Genomic DNA, 17429 nt, shown 5'->3' with positions numbered 1-17429 from the left:
CGAACACGGTCGTTAAGCTCTTCTGCGCCGATGGTAGTTGGGGGCTTCCCCCTGTGAGAGTAGGACGTTGCCAGGCAACTAAAAGCATTCCATTATGGAATGCTTTTTTTTGTGAAAATACAATCTTGCAATTTGTAATAAGAATATATAAAAAATAATAAATGTTTTTGAAATTCAATTTTATCTATTTATGCATGTTGATTACAACCTTTTAATTACATAAAGTTAAGCACAGGTACTACCATGAACAAGAATGGTAGATCGTATATACAAATAGACGTGCTACCGCTCCTGGTAAAAAAGTTGGAACAGATCTAGGCTAGGAATCGATTTTATCTTGTCATGGTTAAACTGGAAATATCGAGGTATTATTAAAGGATTAAATGTTAAACAAGGTCGAAATACATTTTGGGCATAAGAAATCCTCTATCATCAAGGTTTCTATCACATGTATGTTATATTCAAGGAGTACCTAGTGAATGGTCAGAGCATGAACGACAGATTCTCCATTATACGAGTGAGAATTTACGGGAGTGGACGTTTCAATCTAAGATAAGTTCAGTTCAGGTTATGGATGCCGAGGTTGAGCAATTACCAGTGGAATTTGGAGCACTACGTATGCAGTCGATAGTGAGGATTTATTTCATTGGTAGGTTGTGGCTCCCTTAATTTCTGGGATTTCTACATGAAGGTGTAAATGTATTCCGGTGGTGGTATGCACTTCATGTTTATTGATAAGTGGGTGGGCCAAGGTGTATATCATTCAATAGATGGGCAGAATTGGTACCGTAATGGAATGATCTTAGGTCAAACTGGAACACGTAAAGATGATCAATGTTATGGTTTCTATAGGGACGTCCTCATTCAAGATGAGAATGCTTATATATTTTTTATTTTCCACATCGAGGTCGAAATCTCGAAACAAATGAAAGCGCTTATGAGTTCAAACGATCATCTATACAGGTAGCACAACTATTAGTGAGAGATGGAACATTACATGCGAGCACAATACCTCTTTTAATCTTTTATTAAAAATGTAGAGGTACAGCTTAAAAAGGAGAAGATTTAGTATGACATCATTACTAGATAAAGTGGCAGTAGTTACTGGTGGTGGTTCTGGTATCGGAAGCGAAGCTGCTATACGACTTGCTAAACTAGGTGTGAAAGTATGTTTAATGGATGTTAATAAAGACGATTCAGAAAAGGTCAAACAACAGATTGAGGATATAGATGGAACTGCACTTGTAGTTCCTTGTAATGTTGTAAACAGCTATGATGTAAAAACTAGTATCGAAAAGGTCATCCAAATGTGGGGGAGACTTGATATTGTGTTTGCAAATGCAGGTATAGCAGGTACTCTGTCACCTATTGAAACAATGGATGTTGAAGAGTGGGAAGACACACTTGAAATTAACTTAAAGGGAACGTTCTTAACGGTCAAATATGCAATTCCACATTTGAAAAATAAGGGAGGATCGATCATTATTACGAGTTCAGTAAGTGGAAATCGTGTTTTTTCTCAGCCTGGTTTTTCAGCATATAGTACGTCCAAAGCAGGACAAGTTGCTTTTATGAAAATGGCAGCACTAGAGTTAGCTCGATTCAAAATTAGAGTTAATGCTATATGTCCAGGGGCGATTCAAACTAACATTGGAGAAAGTATACATAAATCACCAGAATTAGAGCAAATCGCCGTTCCAATTAACTTTCCAGAAGGCGACCAGCCTTTGGAGCATGGGCCCGGCCATCCAGAGCAAGTTGCGGACTTAGTACAATTTTTAGCATCAGATGATTCCTCTCATATCACCGGTACAGAAATTTATATAGATGGGGGGGAATCATTACTTCGAGGTTAACATCAATTTATAGATTGAAGAATTTAGCATTGCAATATAGTTACCTTGAAATAAAAACGCAAAATAAGAATACCTACGAGAGATATTAAGGATGATACAAAGACAAAATTGACTTTGTATCATCCTTTTTTTAATTGAGTAATTTAAAAGACGTATCATTGTAAACTGGTCCTAAAGTAATAGAGCTAATTAAATAATCTTCATTTAATCATTCCTTGGTTGTAAAAAAATCTATTCCCAAATACTCAAATTCAACGTTTTGTTGTTATTTAAAAGATATTTAACATTTTTACTATTCAATAATTACGGTAATGTTTTTATACTTGTAAGGACTTATAGGAGCAACCTATCTTTTTATTAACAAATATTGAAAACGCTTACTTTGAGGGGGTGATTTATAGATAGTTTAGAATAAATAAAAACAATAAATTGTAGTTCAAATTTGAGGAGGGATTGAATGTCTAGGAAATTACCAATTTTCATGATATTTATTATGGTTTTTTCAATGATCTCAAGTACAGGTTTTTTGGGATACAGCAAGGTAGAGGCTGAAAGTGAAGAGGCTTTGGCAAATTTAAAGTTTGACTTTGGATCGAGTAGTAGTCCCGTAGAAGAAGGATATACACAAGTTACCCATACGATGCAGTATAACGCAGAAAAGGGTTTTGGTTTAAATAAAAGCATTGATCAACGTGATCGTGGGGGTCCAGACGATCTAAGAAGAGATTTTGTTATAAATAATAATTTTCACTTTTACGTCGATGTTCCAGATGGTGATTATTATGTGAAAATTATTGCTGGGGACACTATAGCTTTTAATAGAACCGGGATTGCCATTCAAGGAGAAAACAAAGGGAACATTACATCAAATACAGGGGAATTTGCAGAATATGAAGAGGTTATTTCTGTTATTAATGGTCAAATAGATTTTCGGTTTACAGAAAATGGTCGAGTAAATGGAATTGAAATCATTCCAATGGCATCTCCAACAGAGTTAAATCTAGTTAACAAAACTCTTACTCCTAAAACCTCTGTAGAAATAGAGTGGGATGCAGTAGATGATGCGAAGAGCTATATTGTTTACAGAATGGATGAGGGAGAATCAAAGTTTGCGAAACTAGGAACTTCAGAAACAACTCAATATTTAGACGAGTCGGTCCAGCTTGGGGTGAACTATTCGTATGTCGTCACTTCAATAAATAATTCAAATATTGAATCAACAAACAGTCCGGAATTGAAAGTTTCTATGATAGATGATTCAGTCGTAACTTCGAATCCCCCTACTGGTCTTGCTATCGAAAAAGCTCTTGAGGATTCTATTTCGTTTACTTGGTCACCTATTGAAGGAGCGGTTCATTATTATGTATACCGTGCGAAGTCAGAAGACGGAAATTACACTCAAGTAGGTGTTACAAACGAACCAAAATTCACGGACGATCGTGTCCTTACGTATAACCATTATTACTATAAAGTATACGCGGTTAATTTAGGTGGATTCTCTGAAGCATCCCTTGCTCTTGAATCACCTATTACAAAAATAACTCTAAGGCAAATGGAGAAGCTTGATCGTTCTCTTGTTGCCGTTAAACTAGCTGAAGGTAATTATATTGGTTGGAGGATGCTAGGGACAGACCCTAAAACAATTAGCTTTGATTTATATCGTGACGGTGAAAAAATAAATGAAAAGCCGATTTCAACAAGTACGAACTTTCTTGATTCAGAAGGAAAAGCCGAATCCACCTATCAAATAAGAGTATTAAACGGGGAAGATGAGCCATTAACTGAACCAGTTGGTGTTTGGGAAGAAAATTATTTAAGTATCCCACTTGATAAACCAGAAGGAGGAACAACTCCAGACGGGGTTAAGTATGAGTATTCAGCTAATGACGCAAGTGTTGGTGACCTCGATGGTGATGGTCAGTTTGAGATTATCTTAAAGTGGGATCCTTCCAATTCTCAAGATAATTCAAGAGTGGGCTATACAGGTAATGTCTATCTTGATGCTTATAAGCTCGATGGTACAAAGCTTTGGAGAATTGATGCAGGTAAAAACATAAGAGCAGGTGCTCACTATACACAATTTTTAGTATATGATTTTGACGGAAATGGTAAGTCGGAAGTTGTATTTAAAACGGCAGATGGAACGATTGATGGTCAAGGAAATGTAATTGGTGATCAAAATGCCGATTATCGAAACAACGCCGGGTATATTTTATCTGGTCCTGAATATTTGACTGTATTTGAAGGTGAGACAGGTAAGGCATTATCGACGACTGATTATGACCCTCCAAGAGGAAATGTAAGTAGTTGGGGTGACGGCTATGGAAACCGTGTTGATCGTTTCTTAGCTGGCGTTGCTTATCTTGATGGAGAGCGTCCAAGCATAGTCATGGCACGTGGATATTACACAAGAACCGTTCTAGTTGCCTACAATTGGCGTGATGGAAAATTAACTCAAGAATGGGTATTTGATAGTAACGAGCCAGGTAATGAAGCTTATGCAGGGCAAGGAAATCACAGTTTAGCTGTTGCTGATGTTGATGGTGATGGAAAAGATGAAATTATCTATGGTGCAATGGTTGTTGACCATGATGGTACTGGCCTTTATTCCACAGGGTGGGGACATGGTGATGCAAACCACGTAAGTAATTTAAACCCCAATCGACATGGACTTGAGATTTTCCAACCACATGAAGATAGAAATTCTCCTGTAGGATATAGCCTAAGGGATGCAGAAACGGGTGAACTTCTCTGGGGAGAGTTTACTGGAACGGATGTTGGTCGAGCAGTAGCTGCAGATATTGATCCTCGTTATGATGGAGCGGAGCTTTGGGCATCAGACGGTTGGGATGGAAGTGGTGGCAGTGGGTTATTTTCTGTCACAGGTGAAAAAATTACCGATAAGACTCCAAAGTCAATGAACCACGCTATTTGGTGGACTGGAGATCTATTACGTGAACTTCTTGATCATACATTGGACACAAATAACGACCCACATGGTGTAGGTAGAATCGATAAGTGGGATTGGGAAAAAGAAGAATTAGTAACAATCTTCACACCAGAAGGAACACGTTCTAATAACTGGACAAAAGGAAACCCAAGCTTACAAGCTGATTTGTTTGGTGATTGGAGAGAAGAGGTCATTTGGCCATCGGCTGATAGTACGGAACTACGTATTTACACGACGACAGATATAACAGAACACCGTATTTATACGTTGATGCATGATCCAGTTTATCGTTTAAGTGTTGCTTGGCAAAACGTCGCTTATAATCAACCGCCACATGTTGGTTTCTTCTTAGGTCATGGGATGGAGGATGCTCCAACTCCTACTATCTATACGAAAGATGTTAGTAATATAGATATAAAAGTGAATCCACAATCTTTAAATCTGAAATCTAAAGGCGGCAACAACTCGCTTACAGTGGATGTTCACTTACCTTCTACGCTTGATTCCAGCCTTGTAGATGCTTCTGCTACAAGAATCACGGTTAATGGTAAGAGCATTTTTGCTGAACCGACAAAAGGCAATGAAAGTAAATTAACATTTAAGTTTGATAGAGGAGCTGTTATTGAAGCTCTAGAAGGCCATAATGGACAAATTGAAGTATTTGTAAGTGGTTATTTAAAAGACGGCAATGCTTTCATTGGTAAGAATGAGCTAAAAGTGATTCATTAATAATCAAGGGAGAACGACTTTTTACAGGGAGTTCTCCCTTTTTTATGAACATCTTAATCTATGCGAAAAGTGTCTATAGTTGAACTGTAAGATAGATATTTGCAGGATTTTATCGGATTAAAGTCGTATATCTTTTAAAGCAACAATTTGAGTATGCTTCATGAAAAAGAGGTGATTATTTGTGAGTTTTAACGTAATCTTTTACTTGCTATGTTTATAGCAGGGGACTAATAACGTATGACTATTTTAACTTAAAAATAAAAATTGTTACTTTTCAAAATATATTTAACTTTTAATATCTACCATGGTCTTGTGGAACAACCTATAATATTAAATGTAAGCACTTACAAAAAGCGAAATGTGGGGGGAAATGGAATGAGAATTAAAATGACAAAATGGTTTATGTTCGTAATGCTTATTTTTGTACTCGCCTTAGTTGGCTGTAGTTCACAAACAAATAACGAAACTGGTGGTGACGTTGAAACACCAAGTGTTTCAGAAACGACAGATGAAGTAGCAGAAAATGATCAAGAGAATGTAACCATTCGTGTGGCATGGTGGGGCGGTCAAGAGCGTCATGATATGACACTTGAGGCAATAGACCTATTTGAAGAACAATACCCTCATATTACAGTTGAACCAGAATATACAGGTTGGGACGGCTATTGGGAGCGTCTTAACACTCAAGCTGCAGGAAGCAACCTTCCAGACGTTATAAACATGGATAACTCAAAATTAAATGAATACAATAGTCGTGATTTGTTAGTTGACTTAGCACCATTCATTGATGCTGGAACGATTAATTTAGATGATGTTGACGATGTCTATCAAGAGATTAATCACGATGGTGATCGAGTCCTCGCGGTTTCATTAGGTGCGAATGCCTTAGCAACAATTTTTAATCGTGACTTGTTTGAAAAGCACGGAATTGAACTAGCTCCTGGTTATACTTATGAAGATTTATATGATGCGATGCTAGAAATAAAAGCAGCAGAAGGTGGAGAATTCTACGGATATGATTTTGCAAATGCCGAGTATGAGATGTTCTTCTCTTATGCGCGTCAAAATGGTCAATCTGTCTTTACTCCAGACGGAACAGGATTAGGTTTTGAGAATGATATTTTAGTAGATTTCTTTACATTAATTCAAAAAATGGTTAATGATGGAGCGGGTCCTACCCATGACATTACCATGTCGTATATTGATGGTGGAAACGCGATGATCGGAGATGGCACTGCAGCTGTTCAAATGGCAGCTAGTAATCAAATTATTGGACTGTCACAATCAACTGATTATGCATTAGGGTTAAATTTGTTGCCATCTTTAGAAGGTGGAGAACATGGAAACTGGATTCGTCCAAGTATGTCATTTTCAATCTCGAAACATTCTAAACAACAAGAAGCAGCTGCACTATTCATTGATTTCTTCACTAATAGTTTAGAAGCACATGAACTTTTAAAAGCTGATCGTGGAGTACCAATTTCATCTAAAGTTCGTGAACATTTAGCTCCAATGGTCGCTGGACCAATTCAAGAAACATTTGATTTCTTAGAATTAGTTGCTGATTACACAAGTCCTGCGGATCCATTATCTCCTCCAGGAGAGTCGGAAGTTAGAGGTTCTTTCTTACGAGTTATTGAAACACTCAAATATGATAGGATTACCCCAGAAGAAGCAGCAAAACAATTTATGCAAGAAGCAGAAGCTGTATTAAATTAATTGTCTTGTAATGTGGGTGACTCATGTAGTTAAGAAAGTAATTGTCTACTGAGTCATCCTTTTATAAAGTAGGAGGTCATGATCATGGCTAGACCAGAGGAAGTAATTAGGGCACCATTAACATCGCCATCACCTTCCAAGCAAACCAAAAAACAAAGAAGACGAAAGGCACTAAGAGATAACTTAACTGGATATGCGATTATTTCCCCTTGGTTAATAGGTTTTTTGATTTTAATCGTAGGACCAATGATCGTTTCTCTCTATCTATCATTTACAAATTATGATTTGCTTTCTAGTCCAAATTGGATTGGTTTTCAAAATTATGTTAATGTCCTAACGAATGACTCACGTTTTATTCAGTCATTAAAAGTTACTTTTATATTTGTTTTTATTTCTACACCTCTTAAACTTATATTTGCGCTTCTTCTTGCCATGCTTTTTAATACAGGAAGAAAAGGTACTGGATTATTTACAACTATCTATTATATTCCGTCAATTATCGGGGGAAGTGTAGCTATTGCGGTTGTGTGGAAGCAAATGTTCGGACGTTCTGGTGCAATTAATGAATTTGTCACGTCACTTGGATTTACAGGAATGAACTGGATTGGAAATCCAGATACAGCCTTATCTGTTTTAATTCTTTTAGTTGTATGGCAATTTGGTTCGCCGATGATTATATTCCTTGCTGGATTAAGACAAATTCCTACAGATCTTTATGAAGCAGCAAGTGTAGATGGTGCTAATGCCATCATTAAATTTTTCAAAATTACGCTTCCAATGCTTACACCAGTTATCTTTTTTAACTTAATTATGCAAACAATAGGCGGCTTTATGACTTTTACACAGTCTTATCTCATTACAGGAGGAGGCCCAATGGATTCAACATTATTCTATGCGGTCTATCTATATGAGGTTGCCTTTGAATATTTACGAATGGGTTATGCTTCTGCAATGGCATGGATCCTGCTCATCGTTATTGGGTTCATTACTCTTGTTTTGTTTAAGACATCAAAATACTGGGTTTATTATGAATTAGAAGGAGGACGTTAAAGTTGAATAATAAACGTCTTCTCAGGGATGTAATTTATTATGTATTTGTTGTTGCATTTGGCTTTGTGATGATTTATCCCATTCTTTGGATGTTTGCAAGTTCATTGAAACCATCACAAGAAATATTTAATAATGCATTATCCTTACTCCCAAGTATATTTGTTTGGGAAAACTATCCTACAGGGTGGCAAGGGTTTGGTAGAACAGGGTTCGATATCTTCTTTACCAACTCAGCCATTATCACATCGTTAGTCGTAGTGGGAGCTATTTGTTCGAGTAGTATTGTTGCTTATGGCTTTGCTAGACTTCAGTTTAAATTTAAGGGAATTTTATTTGCCTGCTTAATGGGAACGATTATGCTGCCTATGCAAATTACTTTAATACCCCAGTATGTATTATTTCATAATATTGGATGGGTTAATACGTTTTATCCATTAATTGTACCAGCATTCTTAGGAGGGACTCCGTTCTTCGTTTTCTTATTAATTCAGTTCATAAGAGGGATTCCACGTGAACTTGATGAAGCAGCGATTGTTGATGGGTGTTCTACATTTGGTGTATTTTGGAGAATTATTCTACCATTATTAAAACCAGCGCTTGTAACGGTTGCCTTGTTTGCTTTTATGTGGACGTGGGATGATTTCTTAGCTCCGTTAATTTACTTAAATAGTGCAAACTTACACACAGTTACGATTGGTTTAAGAAATTTCATGGATGCAGATGGAAATACATCTTGGGGACCTTTACTTGCTATGTCTTCTTTATCACTAGCTCCACAATTTATTTTATTCGCGTTTTTTCAGAAGTATCTCGTAGAGGGGATTGCTACGACTGGGCTAAAGTAAGAATGAAAAAGGCTACCGGAGAAATGATTCAGGTAGTCTACTTAAATCATATTAAATTTGGAGGATTATCATGCCTAAATTAGTTTTTGATGAGAGTGAAGTGAAAGAAGTATTAGATCGGATTGTTGATAGAACCTTTAAGATGGATTTTAGTTGGGATTGGCCGGGTGGGGTTGCTTTTTATGGGGTGACAGAGGCTTATGAAGTAACAGGTGATGAAACGTATATTCAATCAATAAAACATTGGATTGACGAAGAATTAGAAGACGGACTTCCCAGGCTAACCGTTAATGCCTCTTCTATTGGACACATTTTACTGACGTTATATAAAGTAACGAAAGAAGAAAGATACTTAGACGTAGCAACACAAATGGCAGATTATTTGCTTCATGAAGCAGAACGATTTGATGACGATGTACTACAGCATACGGTTAATGGAGATAAATATGATTTTCCAGAGCAAGCCTGGGTCGATACTATGTTTATGGCTGGCTATTTTTTGTTACGAATTGGTAAGTTGTTAAATAGAGAGGATTACTTTGAGTTTGGATTAAAGCAGTATCACGGGCATGAAAAATTCCTTCAAAATGATGAAACCGATCTTTATTATCATGGTTGGGACAATATTTCTGGAAATAATATGTCTAGTATTTTCTGGGCGCGTGGCAATAGCTGGGCAGCCATTACAATGGCTAGGGCCTTAGAGTTAGTAGAAGTACAACACCCATCTTATATGGTAATAGATGGATCTCTTCGTGATCAGCAAAGTGCACTTGTTCGTTTACAATCAGAAGAAGGTCTTTGGCATACGGTCTTAACCGATCCTACTACACCTTTAGAAGTTTCAGGGTCAGCTGGGATCGCAGCTTCTTTATTAGTAAGAGGCAAATTATACAATAAGTATATCCAAAAGTCGATTAATGGTTTGCTTGAGAGAGTTAAGGAAGATGGCTCTGTTATGAATGTCTCAGCTGGTACGGCTGTTATGAATGACGCCAAAGGGTATAAGGATGTTCCCGACAAACGCGTTCAAGGCTGGGGGCAAGGATTAGCGCTCATTTTCTTTGCATCATTGTTAAAAAGTAGAAATATAGGTTAGGAGTGTATAACTTGAGGTCAGTATCAGAAGTACTTCCATATATCTCTTACGGTGGAGATTATAATCCTGAACAATGGTCGGAGGATGTTTGGCTAGAGGACGCTCGTTTAATGAAAAAAGCAGGGGTGAATTTAGTCTCTGTCGGTATTTTTAGCTGGGGAGTAATTGAAAGACAAGAAGGAGAATTCGATTTTAAATGGTTGGATAAAATTATGGAGATTTTGCATGAGCATGGTGTGGGTGTTAGTTTGGCTACTGCAACAGCTTCAACACCAGCTTGGTTAACCCAAAAATATCCTGATTCTGTAGCCATAGATAAAAATGGAGTTCCATATTCTTTTGGTTCAAGGCAACATTATTCGCCAAACAGTCCAGATTACATAAGGCTGGTAAAAGTTTTAGTGAGAAGGTTGGCAGAGCGCTATAAACAGCATCCAGCTTTGAAAATGTGGCACATTAATAACGAATATGCTTGTCATCTTTCTGAATGCTACAGTGAGAATACAGTTGTTGCTTTTAGAAAATGGTTAAAAGAACGTTATCAAACAATTGAAGAACTTAATGAAAGGTGGGGAACTAATTTCTGGAGTCAGCGCTATAATGACTTTGAAGAAATTACTCTACTACCCAATCCTCCAACATTTGCAAATCCAGGGCAGGAACTTGATTATAAACGATTTATGGATGATGTTTTTCTAAATCTTTTTATCATAGAGAAAGAAATTTTACGTGAAGTTACACCTGATGTTCCGATTTTCACTAATTTCATGTACCAATTTAAGCCATTAAATTACTTTAAATGGGCAAAAGAATTAGACGTTGTAACATGGGACTCTTATCCTGATCCGAGAAGAGGAATTCCAGTTTCCCATGCAATGACTCATGATTTAATGAGGAGTTTAAAACAAGGACAGCCGTTTTTATTAATGGAACAAGTTACTAGCCAAGTGAACTGGATGGACATTAATGTAATTAAGCCACCAGGTGTCATGAGATTATTAAGTTACTCGACGATTGCGCGTGGAGGAGATGGAATTTTATTTTTTCAATGGAGACAAAGTAGGGCAGGTGCTGAAAAATTTCACGGTGCGATGGTTCCGCATTCTAACGATGAAAATAGTCGGATTTTTAGAGAGGTTCAACAACTAGGTCTTGAATTAAAGAGGCTCGATTCAATTGTTGGTGCGAGAACAAAAGCAAAAGTAGCAATTGTATTTGATTGGGAGAACTGGTGGGCTGTTGAACTAGGTTGTAAACCTCATAATCAATTAAATTATGTTGAAAGAGTTCAGGTTTATTATCAAGAGTTTTATCAACGCAATATTGCTGTTGACTTTGTAAGGGCTGGAGATGATCTTTCAGCGTACGATTTAGTGATAGCTCCTATGCTCTATATGATTAAACCGGGTGAAGGAGAGAATCTTGAAACCTTTGTTCAAAATGGAGGAACGTTAATTGTTTCTTTCTTTAGTGGTGTTGCAGACGAGAATGATCGGATCTATTTAGGAGGCTACCCCGCCCCGTTGCGAAAACTATTAGGGATTTGTGTGGAGGAGTTTGATCCATATCCTAAAGATAAAACGAATACCCTCTTATTCAATAGTCAACAAGCATCCTGCTCAATGTGGTGTGATGTCATTAGGTTAGAAGGAGCAGAAGTATTAGCTGTGTTTGGAGAAAATTGGTACAAAGGGAAGCCTGCTGTTACACAGCATTCATTTGGAAAAGGAGAGGCTATTTACATTGGAACAGAACCAGAAAGAGGTTATTTAGCTGATCTTCTAATGGATCTAGCATCCCATAAAGGAATAGAGGCTCCAATTGACACACCACCAAATGTTGAAGTAACTCAAAGAGAAAAGAACGATAAGAAAAATCTCTTTATTATGAATCATAATGAAGAAGAGGTAACCTTAAAGCTACCAAATGGCAATCAGTTTGTTAATCTATTAGATGATGAAGTAATCTCTCAGCAAGTTACGGTAAAAGGGATTGATGTCGTAATCCTACAATCTCTATAAAGAGATAGTACGAAAAGCAACAATGTGAGATCATTGTTGCTTTTTTATAGATATTTAACATTTTTTATCTATTAGAAATTAGGAATAAACAGTATAATTTGTGTAAGCGATTTCATGGAAAGGGGAGGTGATTTCTATATGAATTTTTCTGGGTTTACGGGGTTCATAAACGAAACCTGCGAGTGGCTCATGAGGTTAGCTTTTTTAAATATATTGTGGGTTCTTTTTACTGTATTAGGTTTTGGGATTTTCGGTTGGGCACCTGCAACAGCAGCTATGTTTTCCGTATTAAGGAATCGTTTTTTTGCAGAAGAGGAATTTTCAACCATTCATATGTTCAGAACTGTTTATAAGGAAGAATTTGTAAAGTCTAATGTGATAGGGTTGTTTATGGTAGGTGGATCATGGTCTCTCTATTACAGTTTAAGCACTCTTATTTATTTACAATCATCCGTTATGATATTGTTTGGAACTATATTTTTTATTTTTGCTATATTATTTTTCATTGTATGCCTGTTTATCTTTCCTGTGTTTTCCCACTATCAAACTACATTCAGAAATTATTTTCGTTATTCGCTAATGCTAGGATTATCACATTTACACATATGTCTATTAATGGTTGTTGGACTAGGAATAACGTATATCCTCTTTACCTCTTTTCCTGGATTAATGCTCTTTTACGGCATTAGTCTACCGGTTACTTGTGTTGTAGTCCTATCTTTAAAGGTGTTTATCAAATTGGAAGAAAAAGAACAAACATTTTCTTTGTCTGGCGAGAATTTGGAATATTAGAAAATTTTATGTTATTCATAAATGAACTTTGCTAAAATAGATTTATGAATTATGTGATTTAATTCTGAAAATAGTGGGCTTAGGCTGGGGGATAGGTAAGAATGAACCTTTTTAAGCAATATCGGATTAGCCACTTGCTATTTGGCTGTTTTTTTCTTTTTATATTAATTTCGCTTTGTATTATTATTTACGTCAGTTACCAATACTCAGTAAGAGGTATTGTGGATACAACAACTGAATATCAACAAAATCAGTTGAAATTGATAAGTGAAGATTTAACAAGTAAATTAGAAGCATTTGAAGATTATTCAATTGTACTATCTAGACAACAGATTTTTCGTGATGTGATAAGAAGAGAACAACCGTTTTATGGAGGAAATGTAAATTCATTAACACAGGATTTTTCTAATATTGTTTACAGTATACCTGCAATCCATTCAATTGAGATTTACCTCAATACCCCTCCAATTGATAATATTCAATATCCTGTTAGGTATAGTGACCTCGCTTCAATCTATGATTCTACGTGGTATGAGCAGATTGAGGATATAAGCTCAACTTGGTTAGGGAAGCGTACTGTTAAAATGGTAGCAGGTGAGCAACCCGTTATTAGTTACGGTAGAAAAATTAATACGTCGCGCGGTCTTCTGCAATCCGTAATTATTATTAACCTCGACCCCTATGCCGTTCAAGGATGGTTACTCGGGTTTAGTGAGAAATCAAATCTAGTGTTAGTTGATAACGAGGGAAATGTCATTTCTAGTACTAGTTCATTTGAGATTGACGAGCTATTTTTTGACAAATTGCTAGAGGCTAAAGAATCGACAGCTGATGAACTCTTAACATATCAGGTGAGACATAACGAAAACTTTGTTGTTGCCACGTCAATTTCTCCTGTTAACTGGATGTTAATGGAGATTACCCCCTATGAAGAGATGGTATCGGTAAGTAGAAAAATGGCAAAATCACTTGTAGGACTAGGGATAGTTGCTATTTTTCTTGCATTTATTGGAACCTTGCTCTTAACAAGAAGTTTTACGAAACCCATTTTACATTTAGCGGGTGTAATGAGTCATTATCAAATGAATCAACCTAATCCGGATTTACCTAAAGGATACAAGAACGAATTTGGGATATTATTTAAAGGGTTTCAAGATATGATGAACCGTTCTAAAATGCTCTATAAATCTTTAGATGATCAAAATAGACGTCAAAGAGAGGCCGAAATTAAAGCTCTGCAGGCAAATATTAATCCACACTTTCTGTATAACACACTAGATCAACTTAACTGGCTTGCAATTGAACGTGGCGATCATGATATGAGTAAAATGCTAGAGTTGCTAGGTAAAATGTTGAGGATTGGACTTTCAAAAGGTGAGAGTATTATTACGATAGAGAATGAATTAAAATACTTAGATTATTATTTACGTATCCAAAAAATTCAGTTAGAAGAACGAATCGATTATAAAATAAAAGTACCTAAACCAGTACAGCATTACTTTATTCCTAAGCTTACCTTACAACCTTTCGTTGAAAACGCTATCATTCATGGATTCCAAGATGGTAGAAAAGGAACAGTTTATATTACGATTATTGAAGAACCAAATCACCTTATGATTAAAGTAATTGATAATGGAGTTGGCTTTAGAACGTTATCTCCAAATAAGAATAAACTTCATACTGGATGATATGGAATCCGTAACGTTATTGAAAGATTAGATGTTTATTTTGGAAATGAAGCTAGTGTGAGTGTAAGGAATCGTGAGAAAGGTGGGACAATTGTAACGATTAGAATTCCTAAACTGCATGAGCGGTCAGCAATTCCAAATCACTTAACTCTAAAGGAAGAAGGGGGATAATCTATGTGGCGTGTAGTAATCATTGATGATGACCAAAAGGTGCTACGGGGAATGAAGAGGGTTATTCCATGGGAGAAGTTGAATTGTGAATGGGTTGGAGAAGCTCATAATGGTAGAGAAGGGATCGAGATGATTAAAGAAACCAATCCTGATATCATCATTACGGACATTTATATGCCCATGATGAACGGACTTGAGATGATTGAGGAATTGAAAACGGATAACTTTGAAAGAAAAGTAATTATCTTAAGTGGTTTTAACGATTTTGAATATGCACGTCAGGCAATGAAATTAAAGATAGCTGATTATTTATCAAAACCAGCGTCGATTGATACAATTACTGAAGTGTTAGAAAATGTAATTAAACAATTGGAAGAAGAAAATGCGGAGAAATTCCAAGTTGTTGAATTAAGGAATAAAGTTAACGTATACGAGCCACTTATAGAAAAAGAATGGATAAAATCCGTTGTTACAGGGACTTCTGATTTAGTGAAAGTGCCAACATGTATTCAACCTGTTATAGAAAGTTGGAAAGATAAAGAACATATAATTCTAGCAATCGCCTATGATGAGGCTTTGCAGCACACTTCACTATATCATTCAGATTGGAATTTATTTCGTTTTGCATGTAGCAATATTATTAATGAGATTACAGTTTCAGTATTTAAAGATTTTCAGTATATTGAAATTCATATTTTTCAAGGAGCATTGTGGATTCAATTTGAACAAGAACAATTAGATTTTAGGGCTAGATTAGAAGAATTGAGTCATAAAATAGAAATAGCTATGCAAACTTATTTACACGTAAAAGCTTCTGTAAGTATCGGTACATTAAAAAAGAGTTGGAAAGAAATCTCAGCTTCAATGAAAGATGCTCTATATCAACCTTCCAAACAAATGGAAAATGAAGAAATGTTTCAAGGGAAAAGTGTAACGAATACAAAGGAGATTTGGTCTAAATCCATTGAAGCCAGTCAGAAACTTTCTGAGGCCATTCGCTATGCGGATGAAAAAACAGCCTGCGAAATCATTCTTACTTTCTTTAATATTTTAGAAGATCACCCTTATACTAAAACGGCCGCTGTCCGTATTGGAATAGAAATGTGGACGGTCATGACGTATTCGCTTCATGATATTGGGATTCGCACTGAAGATATTTTACCAGAAAACACTGATTTGCCGAGTGAACTCTCTCTTTGTAAAAATTGGGACGACGTAAAACAATTCTTACTAGTAAAGATTAAACAAATATGTCAGCAACAGTATTGGGATGAGAATATAAAGCATAGACAACTAGTAGAACAAATGATCGATTACGTTCAAAAGAATCTAAGTGAGAATATAACCTTACAAGATATAGCAAATGAGCTATATATATCTAGGAATTATCTTGGTCAAATTTTTAAAAACATTGTGGGAGAACCTTTTAAAAACTATATTACGAGAGCGCGCATGGAAATGGCAAAGAAAATGATTCAAGAAGGCAACTATTTAATCTATGAAGTTTCTGAAAAAGTAGGGTATGTCAATCCAGCCTATTTCACCACAACCTTTAAAAAATACACAGGGTATACACCAACAGATTTAATTCATAAAAAAACGATAAGTCAATAAGAAAGGATGATTAGATGGTGGAGAGAAGAAAAGGAGAATTAAACTGGTTTATACCAGATGGATTTATTCCTCCTAATAGTACGGGTAACTTAATTAGTCATGAAGCCATATGTGTTTTAAATTGTAACGAAGAGGAAGTGTTCTTGGAAATAACAATCTATTTTGAGGACCGACCACCTCTAAAATCAATCCCGTTTGAAGTAAAGGGTAAGAGAACAAAACATATCAAAACGAGTAGTTTACAGAAGGACGGAGAGAAGATTCCTATAGACGTCCCTTATGCCATTGAAATTGAAAGCGACTTGCCCATCATCGTTCAATATAGTCGGTTAGATACGACACAGCGGGAATTAGCTTTAATGTCAACAATGGCTTATTCGATAAAATAGAGTGTTTTTTTAGTTCATAGCAGATGGAGCGAGGTATACTAAAAACAAGTGATATTCGCATAAGAGACCCTTTTGTTCTCGAAGAAGAAAGTACGTACTACCTTTATGGTACAACGGATGAAAACGTTGGGAAGGAAAGGAAGATGGATTAAAAATAATAAAATAACCTTTTCCTATTTCCCCTATTAGTGTTACTAATAGGATTTTTTTTTGACGAAAATAGTTAGGAGCAGATATAAAATGATTAGATTATCTTTATTTTTCGGTTGGTGGTCAAAAAAAAAGTAAAATCATTTTGAATTGTCAACGTATCACCCCTTCCTTATAATTGAATTTACATTCAAAAAAGGTGTCTGAAATAATGGGATTATGTTGTGCTAGCAGAAGTTCGTTAATAACTAGAAAAACCTAAGATGGTTTGCTGTAAATTGTTATTGACAATGTTTTTTGACTAGAAATTGACAGGCTTAGTTGTCCAAACTTTGCTTGATTTTCTGACCAAGAAA

At 36.1% G+C, this 17429-nt stretch carries 12 protein-coding genes and 1 rRNA gene; all 13 read left to right on the top strand.

What is annotated here, in order from left to right:
* Nucleotides 1–76, top strand: a 5S ribosomal RNA gene (rrf, locus tag PQ474_RS26805); the annotation flags it as partial.
* 648 nt (nucleotides 77–724) lie between these two features.
* Nucleotides 725–967, top strand: a complete 243-nt coding sequence (locus PQ474_RS24160; protein WP_273848137.1) for a glycoside hydrolase family protein — start codon at nucleotides 725–727, stop codon at nucleotides 965–967.
* 103 nt (nucleotides 968–1070) lie between these two features.
* Complete coding sequence (locus PQ474_RS24155; RefSeq protein ID WP_273848136.1) at nucleotides 1071–1856, top strand: SDR family oxidoreductase; 786 nt, start codon at nucleotides 1071–1073, stop codon at nucleotides 1854–1856.
* Between the two features lie 457 nt (nucleotides 1857–2313).
* On the top strand, nucleotides 2314–5535 hold the full coding sequence (locus tag PQ474_RS24150; RefSeq protein WP_273848135.1) for a rhamnogalacturonan lyase family protein: 3222 nt from the start codon (nucleotides 2314–2316) through the stop codon (nucleotides 5533–5535).
* Between the two features lie 375 nt (nucleotides 5536–5910).
* The gene (locus tag PQ474_RS24145; protein WP_273848134.1) at nucleotides 5911–7254 is read left to right on the top strand and encodes an ABC transporter substrate-binding protein; all 1344 of its coding nucleotides are present in this window, start codon (nucleotides 5911–5913) and stop codon (nucleotides 7252–7254) included.
* Between the two features lie 84 nt (nucleotides 7255–7338).
* Complete coding sequence (locus PQ474_RS24140; RefSeq protein WP_273848133.1) at nucleotides 7339–8304, top strand: carbohydrate ABC transporter permease; 966 nt, start codon at nucleotides 7339–7341, stop codon at nucleotides 8302–8304.
* Nucleotides 8305–8306: 2 nt separating this feature from the next.
* The gene (locus PQ474_RS24135; RefSeq protein ID WP_273848132.1) at nucleotides 8307–9149 is read left to right on the top strand and encodes a carbohydrate ABC transporter permease; all 843 of its coding nucleotides are present in this window, start codon (nucleotides 8307–8309) and stop codon (nucleotides 9147–9149) included.
* A gap of 70 nt (nucleotides 9150–9219) precedes the next feature.
* A complete protein-coding gene (locus tag PQ474_RS24130; protein WP_273848131.1) occupies nucleotides 9220–10248 on the top strand; it encodes a glycoside hydrolase family 88/105 protein in 1029 nt (342 codons plus the stop codon).
* Between the two features lie 2 nt (nucleotides 10249–10250).
* A complete protein-coding gene (locus PQ474_RS24125; protein ID WP_273848130.1) occupies nucleotides 10251–12269 on the top strand; it encodes a beta-galactosidase in 2019 nt (672 codons plus the stop codon).
* 138 nt (nucleotides 12270–12407) lie between these two features.
* Nucleotides 12408–13061 carry a YesL family protein gene (locus PQ474_RS24120; protein ID WP_273848129.1) on the top strand — a complete coding sequence of 218 codons (654 nt, stop codon included), beginning with the start codon at nucleotides 12408–12410 and terminating at the stop codon, nucleotides 13059–13061.
* 101 nt (nucleotides 13062–13162) lie between these two features.
* The gene (locus PQ474_RS24115) at nucleotides 13163–14749 is read left to right on the top strand and encodes a sensor histidine kinase (protein WP_273848128.1); all 1587 of its coding nucleotides are present in this window, start codon (nucleotides 13163–13165) and stop codon (nucleotides 14747–14749) included.
* A 174-nt stretch (nucleotides 14750–14923) separates the two neighbouring features.
* Nucleotides 14924–16534, top strand: a complete 1611-nt coding sequence (locus PQ474_RS24110) for a response regulator transcription factor (protein WP_273848127.1) — start codon at nucleotides 14924–14926, stop codon at nucleotides 16532–16534.
* Between the two features lie 17 nt (nucleotides 16535–16551).
* On the top strand, nucleotides 16552–16923 hold the full coding sequence (locus PQ474_RS24105) for a sensory rhodopsin transducer (RefSeq protein ID WP_390186982.1): 372 nt from the start codon (nucleotides 16552–16554) through the stop codon (nucleotides 16921–16923).
* The last annotated feature ends 506 nt before the right edge of the window (nucleotides 16924–17429 follow it).

Origin of the sequence: Halalkalibacter alkalisediminis, assembly GCF_028610705.1 — a bacterium.
Lineage (GTDB): Bacteria > Bacillota > Bacilli > Bacillales > Bacillaceae_D > Halalkalibacter > Halalkalibacter alkalisediminis.
Note: the sequence above shows the minus strand (reverse complement) of the source record. Positions and strands in the feature narration are given on the sequence as shown.